Below are 17,582 nucleotides of genomic sequence, written 5' to 3' on the forward strand. Positions count from 1 at the left end.
CGGGTCTCGGTCGGGGGTATTGCGGGCGGCGGACGTCCTTTTACAGCCTAGCAGCCCGAACAAATCGATCGCGCGCCATTCATCACACGCTGGGCAATGTCGGTGGCGCAACGCCATCGCATAGCACGTCACGCAGGGCCTGGGCGGCCATCGAGAGTTCGCCGGTTCCGGGCGAGAGTACGCCGACCGCGCGTTCGATGATCGGCGAGTGCAGCAGCAGGCAGCGTGCGCCGAGTTCGTGCATCTGCTCGATGCACAGTGACGGCACGGCGCTCACGCCCAGACCGTCGGCGACCATGCGTCCCACCGTGGTCAACTGATGGCTTTCGAAGGCCACTGCCAGCGGGATGCCGGCATCGCCGAGGCGCCGCTCGAGCATGCGCCGCACCGTGGAGGGACGTTGCAGGGTGATGAAATCCTGCGTCAACAGCCTAGGCCAGTCGATATCCTGGCAGTCGGCGAGCTCGGAATCGGCGGGCACCACGGCGACGAAGCGGTCCATGAACAGTGGGTCGACCTGCAGCGTTTCGCTGGCGTCGGGCTCGAAGGCGATGCCCAGTTCGACGCGCCCCTGGCGCACCATGTCGATGACCTCCTCGTTGATGACATCGTGCACGGTGACATTGATGCCGGGATGGCGTCGCCGAAAACTGGCCAGCAGGGAGGGAAGCTGGTTTCCGGCGAAGGAGGGCATGGCGGCCACGGCAACGCTGCCGAGTTGCAGCGTGAAACGCTGACGCAGCATCTCCTCGGTGTTGTCCCAGTCGGCCAGCAGGCGCTTGGCCAGCGGCAGCAGGGACTCGCCTTCCGGGGTCAGGCGAACGCTGCGCGTACTGCGATTGAGCAAGCGTCCGCCGAGGGTTTCCTCGAGCCCCTTGATAGTCAGGCTGAGCGCCGGCTGAGAGAGGTGCAGCCGTTCGCAGGCCTGGGTGAAGCTGAGGGTCTGGGCAACGGCGAGAAAGGCCCGAAGCTGTTTGACGGTCATGCTGGGCGTCTCATGGCGACTATATTTATTTGTTTTTACAAAAAAACGATAAGAAAAACAAACTTAACAAATAGATGGTCGGGCCATGACACTGCAGGACAAGCTCCCGTGATGGTGGAGCGCCGACAATAATTTCCTGGCAATCATTGAGGCACCAGTATGGCCGGATTCGACAAGCGTGTGGATTCCTATGAGGCGGCGATGGCCGGCCTCGAGAGCGGCATGACGATCATTGCCGGCGGCTTCGGGCTGTGCGGTATCCCGGAGAACCTGATCGGCGAGATCAAGCGGCGCGGGGTCAACGACCTGACCGTCTATTCCAACAACTGCGGCGTCGACGGCTTCGGTCTCGGTGTCTTGCTCGAGGATCGTCAGATCCGTGCCATCCATGCGTCCTACGTGGGCGAGAACGCGCTCTTCGAACAGCAGATGCTGGAAGGTGAGATCGAGGTGGTGCTCACGCCCCAGGGGACCCTGGCCGAGAAGATGCGTGCCGGGGGGGCGGGGATTCCCGCCTTCTACACCGCCACCGGCTATGGCACGCCCATCGGCGAGGGCAAGGAGGTCCGCGAGTTCAACGGGCGCTCCTATATTCTCGAGGAATCCGTGGTCGGCGACTTCGCCATCGTCAAGGGCTGGAAGGCCGACCGATACGGCAATGTCGTCTACCGCGACACCGCCCAGAACTTCAACCCGCTGGCCGCCACTGCCGGTCGTGTCACCGTGGTCGAGGTGGAAGAAATCGTCGAGCCCGGCGAGCTGCGTCCCGATCAGATTCATACGCCGGGGATCTATGTCGACCGGATCATTCAGGGCACCTTCGAGAAGCGCATCGAGAAGCGCACCGTGCACGAAAGCTGAGCGGTTTTCTCCGTCTCCCGGACATCCGCCGTTGCGTGGCGCGAGAGGGCGCCGGGGGCAGATCGTAGAGGAGGTCCGACGCCATGGATGGCGTCGGTAGCGCCCAGGGAGGGGTTCATAGCGCCTCCTCGTAGATCTGCCCCCGGCATTGGCCCGACATGGCTCGCCGGCGTTTATCCCTCACAAGATACAAGAGGCATCAAGATGGCACTGACTCGCGAACAGATGGCAATGCGCGTGGCGCGCGAACTCGAGGATGGTTTCTACGTCAACCTGGGCATCGGCATTCCGACCCTGGTGGCCAACTATGTCCCCGACGATATCGATGTGATGCTGCAGTCCGAGAACGGTCTGCTCGGCATGGGGCGCTTCCCCACCGAGGACGAGCTCGACCCGGACATGATCAATGCCGGCAAGCAGACCGTCACGGCTCGACCCGGCGCGGCGATCTTCTCCTCGGCGGAGTCCTTCGCGATGATTCGCGGCGGCCACGTCGATCTCACCGTGCTTGGCGCCTTCGAGGTCGACCAGCACGGCAACATCGCCTCCTGGATGATTCCCGGCAAGCTGATCAAGGGCATGGGCGGGGCCATGGACCTGGTGGCCGGGGCCGAGAACATCATCTGCACCATGACCCATGCGTCCAAGCATGGTGAATCGAAGCTGCTTGAACAGTGCAACCTGCCGCTGACCGGTGCCGGCTGCATCAATCGCGTGCTCACCGACCTGGCGTACCTGGAGATCGAGGATGGCGCCTTCGTACTCAAGGAGCGTGCCCCCGGGGTCAGCGTCGAGGAGATCAAGGCAAAGACGGCCGGTCGCCTGGTCGTGCCCGAACACGTGCCGGAGATGACCTTCGACGACTGAGCAGGCTTGTTACGACTCGTCTGTCGAAAATCTGACCATTTCGTGTCAGGGGGCGTTGGCTTGCCGCTTGCGTGCGGTTCTACCGGGCCGATTCACAGTGTTATCCACAGAAACTGTGGATGGCCATGACGCATTGCAACGAGAAGCGGTGAGCCAGGCCCCTCAACCCAGCTCACAGCGGGTATGGTGGGGAAGCAGCAGCTCGACGCTGCGTTCCTGATTGGCGCTGACCTGTTTCTGGACCAGTGCCAGGCCGCCGAGGGGAACGCGATGCAGGTCGCCGTTGGCGAAGGGCAGGCGCTGTGAATGGGTGGCGTAGAAGCGATAATCGAGCAATGGCGAGATAGGAAAGATGCCGCGGTGGCGATCGCTGTCGCTGGGGAAGCCGGCCTGATGCAATTGTCCGTCGAGGTGGGCTATGTCGTTGCCGAGATGGCCGCAGTCGAATCCCGAGTGATGGACACGCGTGCCCATCACTGCCAGCCAGCCTGCCAGGGGATGCGCTTCCGCCAGGGTTCGGTACTCATCCCAGCTCGGCATGGGCCAGGGACGGCCCCCGCAAGGCAGCGAGGCAGGGCTGGTGTCGGCGCTATCGACAAGCCGGCGCAAACAGTCTCGGGGCTGGCGCTGCAGGGTGCCGAGTTGCAACTCGGCGAGCACCAGCCAGGGGGCATCATGGTCGGCCGCGGCCAGCAGGGTGACCAGCAGGCCGCGATCTGCCATGGCATAACGATGGCGAGGCTGATAGCCGCATCCCGCAAGAAGCGGCAACAGCGCATCCATCGCCCAGGGGCCATGATTGAGCGTGAGCAATGTCAGATACTCCGCTCTCGCTGTCACCGGCCAGAGACGCAGCCTGCCGATATCCGGTTGATGATGGATATAATCCAACCATAGCTGCTGGATAAACGCTTCCCGTTGCATCCTTGATCCTTTCTGTCGATCCGACGACGTCCTGTGCCATCTCGAAAGCGCCGCAATCCGCTGCTGAATGCCCGCACAACACCGCGGCGCTTTCTCATGCTCGATCATGAAGAGTATAAAATGAAGAGTGTAAACGGCCTGAGTGTGGGCGGATTCAACGAGGGTGGAAGCGGGTCATTCGGAGCAGGATTCGGCAAGGGAGGCAACGAAAAAAACCGCCTGTCGGCGGTTTTCGGATGGAGCATTAGAGACGTACTGAATTAGCCGCTCACTGGGCAGTGGCGGCCAACAGCCCTTGCTCGGTAACGTACTGGTCGAATTCAGTGAAACCACCGATGTGGGTCTGGCCGGCGAAGATCTGCGGCACGGTTTCCACCGGCTTGCCGATAGTCTTCTCCATGTCGGCCTTGGTAATGCCTTCCTCGTGGATGTCCACGTAACGGAAGCCTTCGATGGCGCCAGCGGTTTCCAGCTTCTCGGCGAGGTCCTTGGCGCGAACGCAGAACGGGCAGGCGGGGCGGCCGAAGATGACGACGAACATCAGCAGTCTCCTTGCATTGCGGGATGCATGAATGGATAGGGGAAATCGTGCGGTATTGTGACCGAGCGGCCGGCGTTTGGCCAATAGGTACCACCGAAAGGCCATCATTGCGCCAGCCTATCAGAGGGTTACCAGGACGAGATTTCACTGGCGTCGGCGCGGCGCAGCAGGTCTCCCAGTTCGTCATGCAGGCCGGGACTGCTGACCAGCAGGTTCTCGCCGTAAAGGTCCTCGGGGATACCGCCCGGACCGGGGTAGAGGTGGCTGGTGCGGGCACCGGCTTCCCGGGCGATCAGCAGTCCGGCGGCGAAGTCCCAGGGCGAGACGCTTTCGTAGTAGGCGTCCAATCGACCGCAGGCGACGTCGCAGAGGTCGAGGGCAGCCGAGCCATTGCGACGAATATCCTGGCAATGGGTCAGGATGGCCATCAGCCGGCGCATCAGTGGCGGGCGGCTGTCACGCCGGTAGGGGAAACCGGTACCCACCAGGGCGCGCTCGAGTTGCGGCGCCGGGCTGGCCTGGATCGGTTCGCCATTGCGCCAGGCGCCATGACCTTCGAGTGCCGTGTAAGTCTCGTCGAGGAAGGGGGCGTGCACCACGCCGAGGCGCAAACGTCCCTCGCTCGCCCAGCCGATGGAGACCGCTACATGGCGCAGCCCATGTGCGAAATTCACGGTGCCGTCGATGGGATCTATGATCCATAGCGCCTTGGGGGTTTCCAGGGCTTCGCGGTCTGGTGCCAATTCCTCGCTGAGACGCTGTTCGTCGGGGAAGTCGGTCTGCAGCCGTTCGCTGATGTAGGTATCCACCTCGACATCGGCGTCGGTCACCAACTCCTGCCCGTCCTTGTAGCGCTGGCCGAAATCCTGGCCCATGCGCGCGTCGCGGATCATGCGGCCGGCCTGCCGGGCGATGTCCTCGGCGATGTCCAGTCGTTGCTCGGGGGTCATGGTGGCAGGCTCCTCGGCGTTGATATCTCGTCTGTGCAGTGTCCTGCATCACTATCCGCTTGTCGAATGTCGTGGTCGTGGGCGATAGGCAGGCCAATGGGCTTTGCCCTATGCTGTTGACGTTTCCTGGCCATGCCGCCGTGCTTGTTTTGAAACCGTTTATTTGAAACCGTTTTCTACAGCTCTCCGAGGAGTCGTTCATGAATGGCAATGCTTCTACGCCCCGTGTCGCCCTGGTCACCGGCACCAGCAGTGGCATCGGTGAGGCCGTGGTCCGCCACTTTTGCGAGCAGGGACACCAGGTCCTGGCCGTGGACTTCAATCCGGCCGGTGAGGAGGTCGCCGAACGCGCCGGTGCGGCCTTTCATCAAGCCGACCTCACCGATGGCGATGCCTGCCGGGCGGCGGTACAAGATGCTATCCAGCGCTTCGGTCGTCTCGATATTCTGGTCAACAACGCCGGCATCCAGCATGTTTCGCCGATCGAGACCTTCCCCGAGGAAAAGTGGCGCCACATCATCGACCTGATGCTGACGGCTCCCTTCCTGCTGACCCAGGCTGCCTGGCCCTCCATGCGCGAAAATGGCTGGGGGCGCATCGTCAACATCGCCTCGGTGCACGCCCAGGTCGCCTCTCCCGGCAAGGCGGCCTATGTCAGCGCCAAGCACGGCATGATTGGCCTGACCAAGACGGCCGCACTCGAGGGAGGCGATCAGGGCATCACGGCGAATGCCTTGTGTCCGGCCTACGTCAAGACGCCGCTGGTCGATAATCAGATCGCCGATCAGGCTCGGATGCACGGCATGGACGAGCAAGAGGTCATCGAGCAGATCATGCTCAAGAACGCCGCCGTGAAGCGGCTGATCGACCCCGACGAAGTGGCATCGCTGGTCGGCTACCTGGCATCCGATGCTGCCGGTGCCGTCACCGGCGCCAGTTGGAACATCGACCTGGGCTGGACGGCCCAATAGTTGACGATGCTGGTCGACGCGCATTGCCATCTGGATTTCCCCGACTTCTCCGCCGACCGGGAACGGGTGATGGCCCGGGCCCGGGCTGCGGGTGTCGAACGTTTCGTGGTGCCGGGCACGACCCGGGAGCGATGGGGCGAGGTACTGGCGCTGGGCGAGCGCGAGGGGATTGCGGTATGCCTCGGGCTACATCCCTGCTTTCTGGACCGGCATGGTGACGAGGACATTGAGGCACTGGAGGAAGCGCTAGATGCCAGTCCTGGCGTCGTCGCGTTGGGCGAGTGCGGCATCGATGCGCGCTTCGCCGATTCGCTGAAAGCGCAGTGGCGGTTGTTCGATGCCCAGGTACGACTGGCGCGACGGCGCAACCTGCCCCTGGTCGTGCACTGCGTTCGAGCCAATGACCCGGTGGCCAAGCGGCTGCGCCAACTGGCGCCGCCGGCCGGCGGTCTGATCCATGCCTTCGCCGGTTCTCCCGAACAGGCGGAAGCCTTTCGTCGACTGGGGTTCGTGGTGGGCCTGGGAGGCGCCGTGACGCATGAGCGCGCCAAGCGACTGCAGCGTGCCGTGATGGCCTTGCCCGATGACGGCTACGTGCTGGAGACCGACAGCCCCGACATGCCACTTGCCGGTCACCAGGGTGAGCGCAACGAGCCGGCGTGGGTCGCGGAGGTGTGTCGGGTAGTAGCCGAGCTGCGCGGCCAGTCATTCGACCGGGTGGCGGCGGACAGCTCGGCGACGGCGAACCGGCTATTCGGTTCAACCTAAGAATATCCACTTCGTATCGGTAAGCACTGAACAAATCGACGAGCGTATAAAGGCTAGGCCCGTTCCCTACGGGCCATCGCATTTCCCACATCCCTGTGGGTCACGCAAGGCGCCCGGAACACAGAAAGCGAGACATAACATGTGGTTAGGCGAGCTTTCGCGTACCGCGTACAAATTCGCCAGGAGCGAATTTGAACCGTCTTTTTGACGGGCCTGTAGGGTAGTCGCCAAGGATGGCGACTATAAACTGGCGATTTACACGCGCAGGCATTTGTTAGTGTTTCTCCGCCAACTGCTCCGGATCCAGACGCTCAAGAGGATAAGGGAGCTTGAGGAGCTTGAGCTGCTGCCCGGCCACGCTCAATGGCTCCTTGGGTTCCCGGGTACTCATCACCGCCAGGATCTCGGCCTGCCCATAGGCGTCCAATTCGGCGCTGAGCACCTCACCGAGGCGCTTGTCGGCGGCGTCGAGGATGGCGCTGCCCGGCTCGGGCAATTGCTCGCCCTCGAGCTGGGCGCGCATCAGGCGCTTCTTGACCTGGCCACGGAAGTGCGCCCGGGCGACGACTTCCTGGCCGGTGTAGCAGCCCTTCTTGAAGCTGATGCCGCCCAATGCCTCCCAGTTGATCATCTGCGGCAGGTAGCTATCGCGCTGGCTGGCGTCGAGCCAGACCAGCCCGGCCTGGATGTCGTGCAGGCGCCATGTGGCGTTGTCGACCGGCGTGACCTGGGCGGCCAAGCGTGACCACATGGCCTCGGCGTCCGCTGCCGGCAGGCAGGCCACCATCCGGGCTACCGGGCCGGGATGCCCCACGACCTGGAGGGCTTCCCGTTCGACCTGCCGCCAGGTGCCGGGGGGCTCGACGTCGAGCAGGGCCTCGACCACGGCGGGGGCCTCATGGCCGAACAGGCCGATCAGGGCGAGATCGTCGCGCGGCGTCAGCTCGACCCGATAGAAGGGCGCGAACTTGGCCAGATGCTCGGCGAGGGAAGCGACTAGCTCATGGTGTGTCAGCAAGCGGTAGTGATTCGGCGCCACGCGCCATAACTGGACGTTGGCGAGAACGCGTCCCTTGGGCGTGCAGAAGCAGCCCAGTGGTGCGAACTCGCCGTCGACCAGCGAGAGCTGGGCGCTGGTCTGGCCCTGGAGGAAACGTTCGGCACCATCGCCCACGACATCGAGGATGCCGAGGTGGACGAGCGGGGACATCACCGGCCCCTCCAGGGCTCGGCGAGCGGGTTCGGGAGTGTCGAAGACGACACGCGCGCCGTCTTCGAGGCGACCGCCGATTCGCGCGATCCAGTCGTTCATGTCGGGATCCTTGTCATCTGCCTTGCGCGGAGTGTGGAAGCAACATGCGGGCGAGGCGGCGGGAATGCAAGTGTCGCGGGCCAGCCGAGCGGGCGTCGTGCTAGACTCGAGGGCTGATGTTCGCTGCCGAATGGAGCTACCTGCATGGCGCAATTGTCTCTACAGTTCAAGGGCGTCGAGAACGCCGATCAGGTCAATCGCATCACCACCGCCTTGATGATGCTGGATGGTGTCGAGAGTGTCGAGGTGGGACGCCATGGCGCCGATGTGGATGGTAACGTGCGTCGCCAGGCACTGATAAAGGCGGTCCAGTCGCTCGGCCTGGGCATCGAGGTATCCTGAATGAGCATTCGGCTGCGTAGCGAGCGCAACGGCCGGTTGCGCGAACGGGCCACCATCGATGAGTTCGAGGATCTGCTCGTCGATGTGCCCGAAGCGTATGGCGGCGATGGTCTGGCGCCGGACCCGCATGACTACTTCGATCTCTCGCTGGGCGCCTGCAAGGCGATCACCGCCCGGATGTACGCGCGCCGCAAGGGCTGGCCCCTGGAGAGCGTCGAGGTGACGGTCAACCGCGATGAACGCGACGAGGCCCGGGGTGTCTATCGCCTCGAGGTGATCATGAGCTTTCATGGCGACCTGGATGAGACACAGCGGGCGCGGCTCGAGGAGATCAGCGACAAGTGCCCCATTCACCGCCTGATGACGACATCCGAGGTCGAGATCACCACGCGGCGGTCGACATAGTCGAATGCCTCGACAGTAGGGAGAACCGATGAGCAAGCCGTTTCGTCTGGAATCGAAATTCAAGCCCGCCGGGGATCAGCCCGCGGCCATCGAGGGGTTGGTGAATGGCATCGAGGCCGGGCTGGCCCACCAGACGCTGCTGGGCGTGACCGGCTCGGGCAAGACCTTCACCATGGCCAATGTCGTCGAGCGGCTGCAGCGCCCGACGATCGTCATGGCGCCGAACAAGACCCTGGCTGCCCAGCTCTATGGCGAATTCAAGTCGTTTTTCCCCGACAACGCCATCGAGTACTTCGTTTCCTACTACGACTATTATCAGCCCGAGGCCTATGTACCTTCCTCGGATACCTTTATCGAGAAGGATGCCTCGATCAACGACCACATCGAGCAGATGCGGCTTTCCGCCACCAAGGCACTGCTCGAGCGTCGCGATGCGCTGATCGTGGTCTCGGTGTCGGCGATCTACGGCCTCGGCGACCCGGATCTCTACCTGAAAATGCGCCTGCACTTCAATCGTGGCGAGCTCATCGACCAGCGTGCTTTTCTGCGACGTCTGGCCGAGTTGCAGTACACCCGCAACGATATGGACTTCAAGCGCGGGACCTACCGGGTGCGCGGCGATGTCATCGATATCTTCCCGGCCGACGCCGAGGACGAGGCCGTGCGCGTCGAGCTGTTCGACGACGAGATCGACCAGATCAGTCTGTTTGATCCGCTGACCGGTGAGGTACGGGGCAAGGTGCCGCGCATGACCATCTATCCCAAGACGCACTATGTGACGCCGCGGGAAACCATCATGGGCGCCATCGACTCGATCAAGGAGGAGCTGGCCGAGCGGCTGGCCTGGATGCGTCAGCACGACAAGCTGGTCGAGGCGCAGCGGCTGGAGCAGCGTTCGCTCTACGACATTGAGATGATGCTGGAACTCGGCTACTGCAATGGCATCGAGAACTACTCCCGCTACCTCTCGGGGCGGGCGCCTGGCGAGCCGCCGCCCACCTTCTTCGACTACCTGCCGGCGGATGCCCTGCTGTTCATCGACGAGTCCCACGTCAGCGTTCCCCAGGTCGGGGGCATGTACAAGGGCGACCGTTCGCGCAAGGAGACGCTGGTGGAATACGGCTTCCGGCTGCCCTCGGCACTGGACAACCGCCCCATGACGTTCCAGGAATGGGAGCGCATCTGCCCCCAGGCGGTGTTTGTCTCGGCGACGCCCGGCCCCTACGAAGCCGAGCACGCCGGGCAGGTGGTGGAGCAGGTGGTGCGTCCCACTGGCCTGCTTGATCCCGAGATCGAGGTGCGCCCGGCCTCCACTCAGGTAGACGATTTGTTGTCGGAAGTCCGTGCACGCAGCGCGGTGGACGAGCGCGTGCTGGTTACCACCCTGACCAAGCGCATGGCAGAGGATCTGACCGAGTACCTGGATGAGCACGACGTCAGGGTGCGATACCTGCACTCCGACATCGATACCGTCGAGCGCGTGGAGATCATCCGGGATCTTCGACTCGGCAAGTTCGATGTTCTGGTGGGCATCAACCTGCTGCGCGAGGGCCTGGACATTCCCGAGGTTTCGCTGGTGGCGATACTCGATGCCGACAAGGAAGGTTTTCTGCGCAACGAGCGCTCGCTGGTTCAGACCATTGGCCGGGCGGCGCGCAATGCTCACGGCAAGGCAGTGCTCTATGGCGATCGGGTCACCGATTCCATGCGCCGTGCCATCGACGAGACCGAGCGTCGACGCGCCAAGCAGATCGCCCACAACGAGGAGCATGGCATCACGCCCGAAACCGTGTCCCGCTCGGTGGCGGATATTCTCGAGTCGGCCGAGACACCGGGACGCAAGGGCAAGGGGCGCAAGAGCGAACGCAAGGTGGCCGAGGGCGCGGTGATCTACGATCCCGATTCCCTGTCGCCGGCGGAGATACAGAAGGAGCTTACGCGGCTCGAGGATGCCATGGTCGAGGCGGCGCAGAATCTCGAGTTCGAGGAAGCCGCGCGACTGCGGGATCGCCTGCATGAACTCAAGGAACGCCAGCTGGCGGTAGGCTGAACCGGCTAGGGGCGATGATTCCTGTGGTGTCAAGCTGCCGGAAGGAAGGCGATTACGGTATGATGACCGCTCCTTGAAGCCCGCCGCCGGCGTCTCGGGTCGGTGTAGAAGCGGGCGCGTCGACCCACAAAGGAGCGACCTGCTCATGACCGTGATTCGCCAGGACGACCTCATCCAGAGTGTCGCCGACGCCCTGCAGTATATCTCCTACTATCATCCCAAGGACTTCATCGATGCCATGGCGGAGGCCTACGAGCGGGAGGAAAATCCCGCCGCCAGGGACGCCATCGCCCAGATCCTGATCAATTCCCGGATGTGCGCCACCGGCCATCGCCCGATCTGTCAGGACACCGGTATCGTCACCGTCTTCGTGCACGTCGGCATGAACGTGCGTTTCGAGACGGACATGAGCCTGGATGACATGATCAACGAGGGTGTGCGTCGGGCCTATCTGCTGCCGGATAACGTGCTGCGCGCCTCGGTGCTGGCCGACCCGGACGGCAAGCGGGCCAACACCCGCGACAACACGCCGGCGGTGATCCACCACAAGCTGGTGCCCGGCGACACCGTCGAGGTGCATGTGGCCGCCAAGGGCGGCGGTAGCGAGGCCAAGTCGAAGTTCGCCATGCTCAATCCCTCCGATAACGTGGTCGACTGGGTGCTCGAGCAATTGCCGAAGATGGGCGCCGGCTGGTGCCCGCCGGGGATGCTCGGCATCGGCATCGGTGGTACCGCCGAGAAAGCCATGGAGCTGGCCAAGGAGTCGTTGCTCGATCCCATCGACATCCAGGAGCTCCAGGCTCGCGGGGCTTCGAATCGCGCCGAGGAGCTGCGTCTGGAGCTCTACGACAAGGTCAATCGGACCGGTATCGGTGCCCAGGGCCTGGGCGGGTTGACCACGGTGCTCGACATCAAGGTCAAGGACTATCCGACCCACGCCGCCAACAAGCCGGTGGCGATCATTCCCAACTGCGCAGCGACGCGTCACGCTCACTTCACCCTGGACGGTTCCGGCACGGCCGCGCTGCCGGCGCCCAAGCTTGAGGACTGGCCGGAGATCACCCGCGAGGCCGGCGACAACGTCAAGCGGGTCGATCTCGATGCGATCACCGCCGAGGAGATTCGCACCTGGCAGCCCGGGGATACCCTGTTGCTCAACGGCAAGCTGCTTACCGGCCGTGACGCCGCCCACAAGCGCATGGTCGACATGATCGGCAAGGGCGAGCCGCTGCCTGTGGACTTGAAGGGGCGCTTCATCTATTACGTGGGCCCGGTGGATCCGGTCGGCGACGAGGTGGTGGGGCCGGCCGGTCCCACCACCGCAACCCGGATGGATAAATTCACGCGGACCATGCTGGAGCAGACCGGCCTGCTGGGCATGGTCGGCAAGGCCGAGCGTGGCGAGGCGGCCATCGAGGCGATTCGCGATAATCAGGCCGTTTACCTGATGGCGGTCGGCGGCTCCGCCTACCTGGTGGCTCAGGCAATCAAGCAGGCGCGAGTGGTCGGCTTCGAGGATCTGGGCATGGAAGCGATCTATGAGTTCGAGGTCGAGGACATGCCGGTGACCGTGGCGGTGGACAGCGCGGGCACCTCGGTACATCAGACCGGGCCGGCGAAGTGGAAGGAGATCATCGCCGAGCGCGCCTGATTCGTGACAGAGCAGTGTCCACTACTGCACATGACGGCCCCGTCGACTGGCGGGGCCGTCGTCGTTGCGCGTATGCTATGGCTCGTCGATCATCGACGACCCGCGTCTTTATCCCACGGAAAGGGTGTGAGCATGGCTTCCTGGTTGTTCGGCGTACTGATTCCAGCGTTTCATTTGCTTGGCATTCTGTCGGCGGTACAGGCCTTGATGTCCAGCCGTACGTCCCAGGGGGCCATCGCCTGGATCATCTCGCTGGTGACCGTTCCTTATCTGGCGGTGCCGGCCTACTGGGTGTTCGGCAGGCCGAGATTCTATGGCTATGTATCGGCGCGCGGCGAGCGCGATTCCGTGCTGCGTCGAGTGCTGGCGCGCTACCGCGACCTGGTCGAGCCCTACCTGGCCGGCGCCAAGGAAGCCGATGTGCTGGCCGTGGAAAAGCTGGCGATGATGCCGCTGACCAGTGGCAACCGCGCGGAGCTGCTGGTGGATGGCGAAGCGACCTTCGACAGTCTGTTCGCGGGCATCGACCGTGCCGAGCAGTATGTTCTGGTGCAGTTCTTCATCGTGCGCGATGACGCCCTGGGCCTCGAGCTCAAACAGCGCCTGAAGAATGCCGTCGCAAGGGACGTACGCGTCTATTTCCTCTACGACGAGATCGGCTGTCACAAGCTGCCAGAGCGTTACCTGCGCGATCTGCGCGGGGCCGGGGTAGCGGTCAGCGCCTTTCACTCCTCCCGCGGCGTGAGACACCGCTTCCAGCTCAACTTCCGCAATCACCGCAAGATCCTGGTGGTCGATGGTCGCGAAGGCTGGGTCGGCGGGTTCAATGTCGGTGTCGAATATCTGGGCCAGAATCCCAAGCATGGCCATTGGCGTGATACCCATCTGCGCCTGGCGGGCCCCAGTGTGCTGGGTCTTCAGGAAGCCTTCTGGGAGGACTGGCACTGGGCGACGGGCGAGGTGGCCAGCCTGACTTGGACGCCGCAGATCACCTGCGAGGAAAGCCAGAACGTGGTGATCGTGCCCTCGGGGCCGGCGGATCCGCAGGAAACCGCCAGCCTGCTGGTGCAGCATGCCATCCACAGCGCCCATGAGCGCCTGTGGGTGACCAGCCCTTATTTCGTGCCGGACCACAGTGTCCAGGATGCCCTGAGATTGGCTGCCATGCGCGGGGTGGACGTGCGCATCATGATGCCGGAGCGCCCGGATCATCTGCTGGTCTTCCTCTCGGCCTTTTCCTTCTTGCCCGATATGCTGCGCGCCGGCGTGAGGGTGTATCGCTACCAGCCGGGTTTTCTGCACCAGAAGGTCATTCTGATCGACGACGTGGCGGCCAGCGTCGGCACGGTGAACCTCGACAATCGCTCCTTCCGGCTCAATTTCGAGATCACGGCAGTGGTGCCGGACCGGTGTTTCGCCGCCGAGGTGCATGAGATGCTCGCGCACGATTTCACCGTCTGCCGGGAAGTCACGCTCGAGGAGATCCAGTCCCGGGCGCTGTGGCGCAAGTTGTTGTCCCGGGCCGCCTATCTGCTCTCTCCGGTGCAGTGATTCGCTTGGGATGGGCGAGTGGCTGATGTAAATTACGCTCACGCCGATACCGACCGACTCCGGAAGAGTCGTCCACGCATCAATGATCGGGAGTCGTGGTGAACCTCGAGACCAAGTGGCTGGAAGATTTCGTTGCCCTGGCCAACACGCGCAGCTTCTCCGCTTCGGCGCGACAGCGCCACGTCACTCAACCGGCCTTCAGCCGGCGCATCCGTTCGCTGGAGCAGGCGGTGGGCGTCACCCTGGTCGATCGCTCCACCACGCCGGTGGATCTCACCCCGGAAGGGCAGTTGTTCCTGGTGACCGCGCGCAGCATGGTCGAACAGCTCAACGAGAGCCTTGGCCACTTGCGGGGGCTTTCCATCGCCAACGAAGCCCTGGACATCGTGGCGGCGCATTCCCTGGCATTGAGCTTCTATCCGCAGTGGATCTCCCGCCTGCAGAAGGGTGTCGGCGAATTGCCGACCCGCCTGGTGGCCATGAACGTGGGCGATGCCATTCATGTGTTGCGCGAAGGCAACTGCGACCTGATGCTGGCGTACTATGATCCCTATGCCAGCATGCAGCTCGATGCCGAAGTCTTTCCCTCCTTTTCCATCGGCCAGGTCAAGATGCTGCCGGTCTGTCTGCCGGATACCCGGGGGCGGCCGCGTTTCTCACTGGACAGCGGCGAGGCGATTCCCTATCTCTCCTATACCCAGGGGGCCTTCCTGGGGCGCAGCGTGCGCATGCTGTTGAAGAACGACCCGCTGCGCATGCGCCTGCGGACCGTCTATGAGACCGCCATGGCCGAAGGGCTCAAGGGCATGGTCATGCAGGGCGTCGGCATGGCCTGGATCCCGGATTTCTGCATCCGCCAGGAACTCAACGATGGCCGGCTGGTGCGGGCGGGCGGCGAGCAGAACGATGTGCCGCTGGAGATCCGCCTGTATCGTTGCTCGCTGGTGCACAAGCCAGGCGTGGAGAAACTCTGGCGGCAGATGATGAAGCTGCCGAGGGATTTCCTTCAGGCATGAGAATGGCGTGATTTCCTGCTGTGCTCGACACAGGAAATGACTGTCCTCTGGACTCGACCGTCCCCGTCAGGGACTGCTGAAGTCGGCGGGCAGGCCCAGGAAGTTCTGGATGATGAAGAAGTGGTCTTCGAACAGGGTATCCGGCTCGAGGTCGGCGAGCGGGACCCAGCGCGCGTGGTCGCCACCCTTGACCGGCTTCAGGCGGGGTAGTTGCTGGTCCGGACGCAGGGCGAAGTAGAAAGCCTCGGCCAGGGTTCGGCCACGCCAGCTTCTATGCGGCTCGTCGAAAAGCCGCTGGCCGCGTAATGAGCCCTTGAGCACGGGTTCCGGCACCTTGAGGCGTACCCGTTCGCGGAGTTCGCGCAGGCAGGCATCCAGCAGGCGCTCCTGTGGATTGATGAACCCCCCGGGCAGGGCAAGGAGCCCCTTGCCCGGTGCCGCAGTGCGCTTGACCAGCAGGATGTGGCCGGACTGCACCACCACCGCGCTGACGGTGACGAAGACGGGAGGATAGGGCGCTTGTGCCCAGGCGCGTCGATATTGATCCAGCAAGCCCTGCTCCTCGACAAGTTGCTGATAGGGCTCGGTCTCGAGGAATTGCCTGATTTCGTCGATCACGCCTGGCGGCAGGTCATGGGAAGCGCCGGCGCTGGCGTAATCGGCGGCGGCCGCCGGTGAGCGGAACAGCCGCTCGCGGATCTGGCTGGCCGAGATGCCCTCGACCATCGGCACGCTGACCGATTCCCATTGAGGAAAGAGCGATAGGTAATAGCTCGATTGGCCGCGACTGGCACCGATCAGGCCGATGCGCGGCAGTCGGGCATGGCTGGGAGAGGCGATGTCGCGCACCTTGCGCTGCACGTCACGAACCCAGACATCGTTGTTGTAGAGGGCATCGAGCAGCGGCACGATCTCGAGGCGCTCGTTGTCCTCGTCGTCGAAGGCGCTGCGCAGCATGCGGCGGCGCTCGTCGAAGCGCCAGGGGTTGCGCAGCGAGCGGGCCTGCCAGGCGGAGCCGATCAGCACGATGACCTGGCGGGCACGCTTGAGGGCCTGATGGATGACTGCCAGATGGCCGAGATGCGTGGGCTGAAAGCGGCCGATGAAGACCAGACAGTCGAAATCGTGCTCGGGGTATTCGGCGTCTGGCGTCACGCTCATGGCATCGCTCCGGGCAGGGAAAGTCCCATTATGGTGACCCGCTTCGTAGCACGCAATTCCCTGTCTCCGCGGGTGCTTTCCCCTCCACCTGGATGGCAGGCTTCGGTATGCTGGTACGTCAGCAAGGGAATGTGAGGAACTGCCGTGATCAAGCAAAGCGTGATGACCGTCTGGACTCTGGTTCGCGATTTCGTCCAATTCTGGTGGACCGTGGTCCGTGAGGCGGTGAAGCTCTGGCTGGAGCGCAATGCCTTCAGCTACGCCGGTTCGCTGGCGTTCTATACGCTGTTTTCGCTGGCGCCGACGGTCATCATCGCGGTGACCGTGATCGGTCTGGTATTGGGCGAAGAGGCGGCCCAGGGGCAGATCGTTGCCCAGCTCGAGGGCACCATGGGAGTGAGCGCCGCCGAACTCGTGCAGAACGCCGTGGCCCAGTCGCGTATCCAGGAATCCGGGCTGATGCCGACCCTACTCGGCCTGGGCGCCCTGGTGGTCGGTGCGACCACGGTGTTCGGCCAGATGCAGTTCTCGTTGAATACGCTATGGGGCGTCACCGCGCGCCCGAGCAGCAACAGCCTGTGGATCTTCATCAAGAACCGGACCCTGTCGCTGACCGTGGTGCTGTCGATCGGCTTCATACTGATGGTGTCGTTGGCGCTCGGGGTAATGGTCAAGGCGATGCTCAAGGCCGCCGATGGGCTGCTGCCGTTCGTCGGTTTTCTGACCAATGGCGCGGAATTCCTGGTGTCGCTGGCCCTGGTCTCGGCGCTGTTCGCGACCATCTTCAAGGTCCTGCCCGATGTGGTGCTGCGCTGGCGCGATGTGCTGGTGGGCGCGGTCGTCACTGCCTTGCTGTTCGCCGTGGGGCGTACGGCTATCTCCGTCTATCTGGCCTACACGGCCACGGCTTCCGCTTACGGCGCCGCCGGCTCGGTCGTGGTGGTGTTGCTGTGGGTCTATTACTCCTCGCTGATTCTGTTGTTCGGCGCGGCCTTCACCAAGTGTCATCTGGTGGCCAAGGGGCAGGAAGTGGTGCCGCGCAACAGTGCCGTGCTGGTCAAGCGCGAACTGCTCGACGAGGCGCAAGAGCGGTCAGGCAGGCGTCTGAAGATGCCTGCCTGGCCGCGAGCCCGCAAGAAGGAGGCGAATCCTGACGCCACTGACGACGGCAACGCCTCGCCCGAGTCGACGACCGAAGAATCCGGTTGATGCCCGGGCGGTCGGTCG

General features: G+C 63.6%; 17 protein-coding genes. 11 read left to right on the forward strand and 6 right to left on the reverse strand.

Features of this window, described 5'->3' with window-relative positions:
* Nucleotides 1–82 precede the first annotated feature (82 nt).
* Complete coding sequence (locus FZZ93_RS04995; protein WP_149321223.1) at nucleotides 83–985, reverse strand: LysR family transcriptional regulator; 903 nt, start codon at nucleotides 983–985, stop codon at nucleotides 83–85.
* Nucleotides 986–1,144: 159 nt separating this feature from the next.
* Here FZZ93_RS04995 and FZZ93_RS05000 point away from each other — a divergent pair, with 159 nt between their 5' ends.
* Both FZZ93_RS05000 and FZZ93_RS05005 read left to right on the forward strand, forming a co-directional pair.
* A complete protein-coding gene (locus FZZ93_RS05000) occupies nucleotides 1,145–1,846 on the forward strand; it encodes a CoA transferase subunit A (RefSeq protein ID WP_149321224.1) in 702 nt (233 codons plus the stop codon).
* 204 nt (nucleotides 1,847–2,050) lie between these two features.
* On the forward strand, nucleotides 2,051–2,713 hold the full coding sequence (locus tag FZZ93_RS05005) for a CoA transferase subunit B (protein WP_149321225.1): 663 nt from the start codon (nucleotides 2,051–2,053) through the stop codon (nucleotides 2,711–2,713).
* A gap of 162 nt (nucleotides 2,714–2,875) precedes the next feature.
* Here FZZ93_RS05005 and FZZ93_RS05010 read toward each other — a convergent pair whose 3' ends face one another.
* From FZZ93_RS05010 to FZZ93_RS05020, 3 genes are all read right to left on the reverse strand, one after another.
* Nucleotides 2,876–3,637, reverse strand: coding sequence for a VOC family protein (locus FZZ93_RS05010; RefSeq protein WP_149321226.1), 762 nt, complete (start codon nucleotides 3,635–3,637; stop codon nucleotides 2,876–2,878).
* Between the two features lie 268 nt (nucleotides 3,638–3,905).
* A complete protein-coding gene (locus FZZ93_RS05015; protein ID WP_149321227.1) occupies nucleotides 3,906–4,178 on the reverse strand; it encodes a GrxA family glutaredoxin in 273 nt (90 codons plus the stop codon).
* A gap of 128 nt (nucleotides 4,179–4,306) precedes the next feature.
* Entirely contained in the window at nucleotides 4,307–5,128 is an 822-nt protein-coding gene (locus FZZ93_RS05020) for an inositol monophosphatase family protein (RefSeq protein ID WP_149321228.1), read from the reverse strand.
* Nucleotides 5,129–5,328: 200 nt separating this feature from the next.
* On the opposite strand from FZZ93_RS05020, the gene FZZ93_RS05025 reads away from it, so the two are divergent.
* Together FZZ93_RS05025 and FZZ93_RS05030 are read left to right on the forward strand one after the other, a co-directional pair.
* On the forward strand, nucleotides 5,329–6,099 hold the full coding sequence (locus FZZ93_RS05025; RefSeq protein ID WP_149321229.1) for a 3-hydroxybutyrate dehydrogenase: 771 nt from the start codon (nucleotides 5,329–5,331) through the stop codon (nucleotides 6,097–6,099).
* 6 nt (nucleotides 6,100–6,105) lie between these two features.
* Nucleotides 6,106–6,867, forward strand: a complete 762-nt coding sequence (locus FZZ93_RS05030) for a TatD family hydrolase (protein WP_149321266.1) — start codon at nucleotides 6,106–6,108, stop codon at nucleotides 6,865–6,867.
* Nucleotides 6,868–7,141: 274 nt separating this feature from the next.
* Here the strand turns inward: FZZ93_RS05030 and ygfZ are convergent, their stop codons facing one another.
* On the reverse strand, nucleotides 7,142–8,179 hold the full coding sequence (gene ygfZ, locus FZZ93_RS05035) for a CAF17-like 4Fe-4S cluster assembly/insertion protein YgfZ (RefSeq protein WP_149321230.1): 1,038 nt from the start codon (nucleotides 8,177–8,179) through the stop codon (nucleotides 7,142–7,144).
* A gap of 144 nt (nucleotides 8,180–8,323) precedes the next feature.
* Here ygfZ and FZZ93_RS05040 point away from each other — a divergent pair, with 144 nt between their 5' ends.
* From FZZ93_RS05040 to FZZ93_RS05065, 6 genes are all read left to right on the forward strand, one after another.
* On the forward strand, nucleotides 8,324–8,521 hold the full coding sequence (locus FZZ93_RS05040; protein ID WP_149321231.1) for a copper-exporting P-type ATPase CopA: 198 nt from the start codon (nucleotides 8,324–8,326) through the stop codon (nucleotides 8,519–8,521).
* The gene (locus FZZ93_RS05045) at nucleotides 8,522–8,926 is read left to right on the forward strand and encodes an OsmC family protein (protein WP_149321232.1); all 405 of its coding nucleotides are present in this window, start codon (nucleotides 8,522–8,524) and stop codon (nucleotides 8,924–8,926) included.
* Between the two features lie 28 nt (nucleotides 8,927–8,954).
* Complete coding sequence (gene uvrB, locus FZZ93_RS05050; protein WP_149321233.1) at nucleotides 8,955–10,976, forward strand: excinuclease ABC subunit UvrB; 2,022 nt, start codon at nucleotides 8,955–8,957, stop codon at nucleotides 10,974–10,976.
* A 145-nt stretch (nucleotides 10,977–11,121) separates the two neighbouring features.
* On the forward strand, nucleotides 11,122–12,627 hold the full coding sequence (locus FZZ93_RS05055; RefSeq protein ID WP_149321234.1) for a fumarate hydratase: 1,506 nt from the start codon (nucleotides 11,122–11,124) through the stop codon (nucleotides 12,625–12,627).
* 132 nt (nucleotides 12,628–12,759) lie between these two features.
* Nucleotides 12,760–14,178, forward strand: coding sequence for a cardiolipin synthase (gene cls, locus FZZ93_RS05060; protein ID WP_149321235.1), 1,419 nt, complete (start codon nucleotides 12,760–12,762; stop codon nucleotides 14,176–14,178).
* Between the two features lie 98 nt (nucleotides 14,179–14,276).
* Nucleotides 14,277–15,194, forward strand: coding sequence for a LysR substrate-binding domain-containing protein (locus tag FZZ93_RS05065; protein WP_149321236.1), 918 nt, complete (start codon nucleotides 14,277–14,279; stop codon nucleotides 15,192–15,194).
* 66 nt (nucleotides 15,195–15,260) lie between these two features.
* Here FZZ93_RS05065 and FZZ93_RS05070 read toward each other — a convergent pair whose 3' ends face one another.
* Nucleotides 15,261–16,355: a bifunctional nicotinamide-nucleotide adenylyltransferase/Nudix hydroxylase gene (locus tag FZZ93_RS05070; RefSeq protein ID WP_149321237.1), complete on the reverse strand. Its 1,095-nt coding sequence runs from the start codon at nucleotides 16,353–16,355 to the stop codon at nucleotides 15,261–15,263.
* Between the two features lie 162 nt (nucleotides 16,356–16,517).
* On the opposite strand from FZZ93_RS05070, the gene FZZ93_RS05075 reads away from it, so the two are divergent.
* Complete coding sequence (locus tag FZZ93_RS05075) at nucleotides 16,518–17,564, forward strand: YihY/virulence factor BrkB family protein (protein WP_149321267.1); 1,047 nt, start codon at nucleotides 16,518–16,520, stop codon at nucleotides 17,562–17,564.
* Nucleotides 17,565–17,582 lie beyond the last annotated feature (18 nt).

The organism is Halomonas eurihalina (assembly GCF_008274785.1).
Classification (GTDB): Bacteria; Pseudomonadota; Gammaproteobacteria; order Pseudomonadales; family Halomonadaceae; genus Halomonas; species Halomonas eurihalina.